At 58.3% G+C, this 276-nt stretch carries 1 protein-coding gene; it reads left to right on the top strand.

Features of this window, described 5'->3' with window-relative positions; all coding sequences use genetic code 11:
- A partial coding sequence (locus MWC30_RS22220) for an NADH-quinone oxidoreductase subunit H (RefSeq protein ID WP_244086361.1) occupies positions 1-276 on the top strand: 276 nt, incomplete at both ends.

Below are 276 nucleotides of genomic sequence, written 5' to 3'. Positions count from 1 at the left end.
TGTTTCTCACCTGCGCCATCGCCGAGAACAAGCGGGCCCCCTTCGATATGCCCGAAGCCGAGTCGGAGCTGGTGGCGGGGTATTTTACGGAGTACAGCGGGCTCAAGTTCGTCATGTTCTGGATGGGTGAGTTTCTCGAGATCGTGACTATCTCGGGGATCGTGACGACGCTTTTTTTCGGGGCATGGCATCTTCCCTTCGTGAGCGATGCAAGGCTTTTGGAGCTATTCGCCTTCGCGGGGCCAAACGGTGCATCCCTCCTGGCGATGCTCGCCA

The organism is Desulforhabdus sp. TSK, assembly GCF_022836495.1.
Lineage (GTDB): Bacteria > Desulfobacterota > Syntrophobacteria > Syntrophobacterales > Syntrophobacteraceae > Desulforhabdus.
Note: the sequence above shows the minus strand (reverse complement) of the source record. Positions and strands in the feature narration are given on the sequence as shown.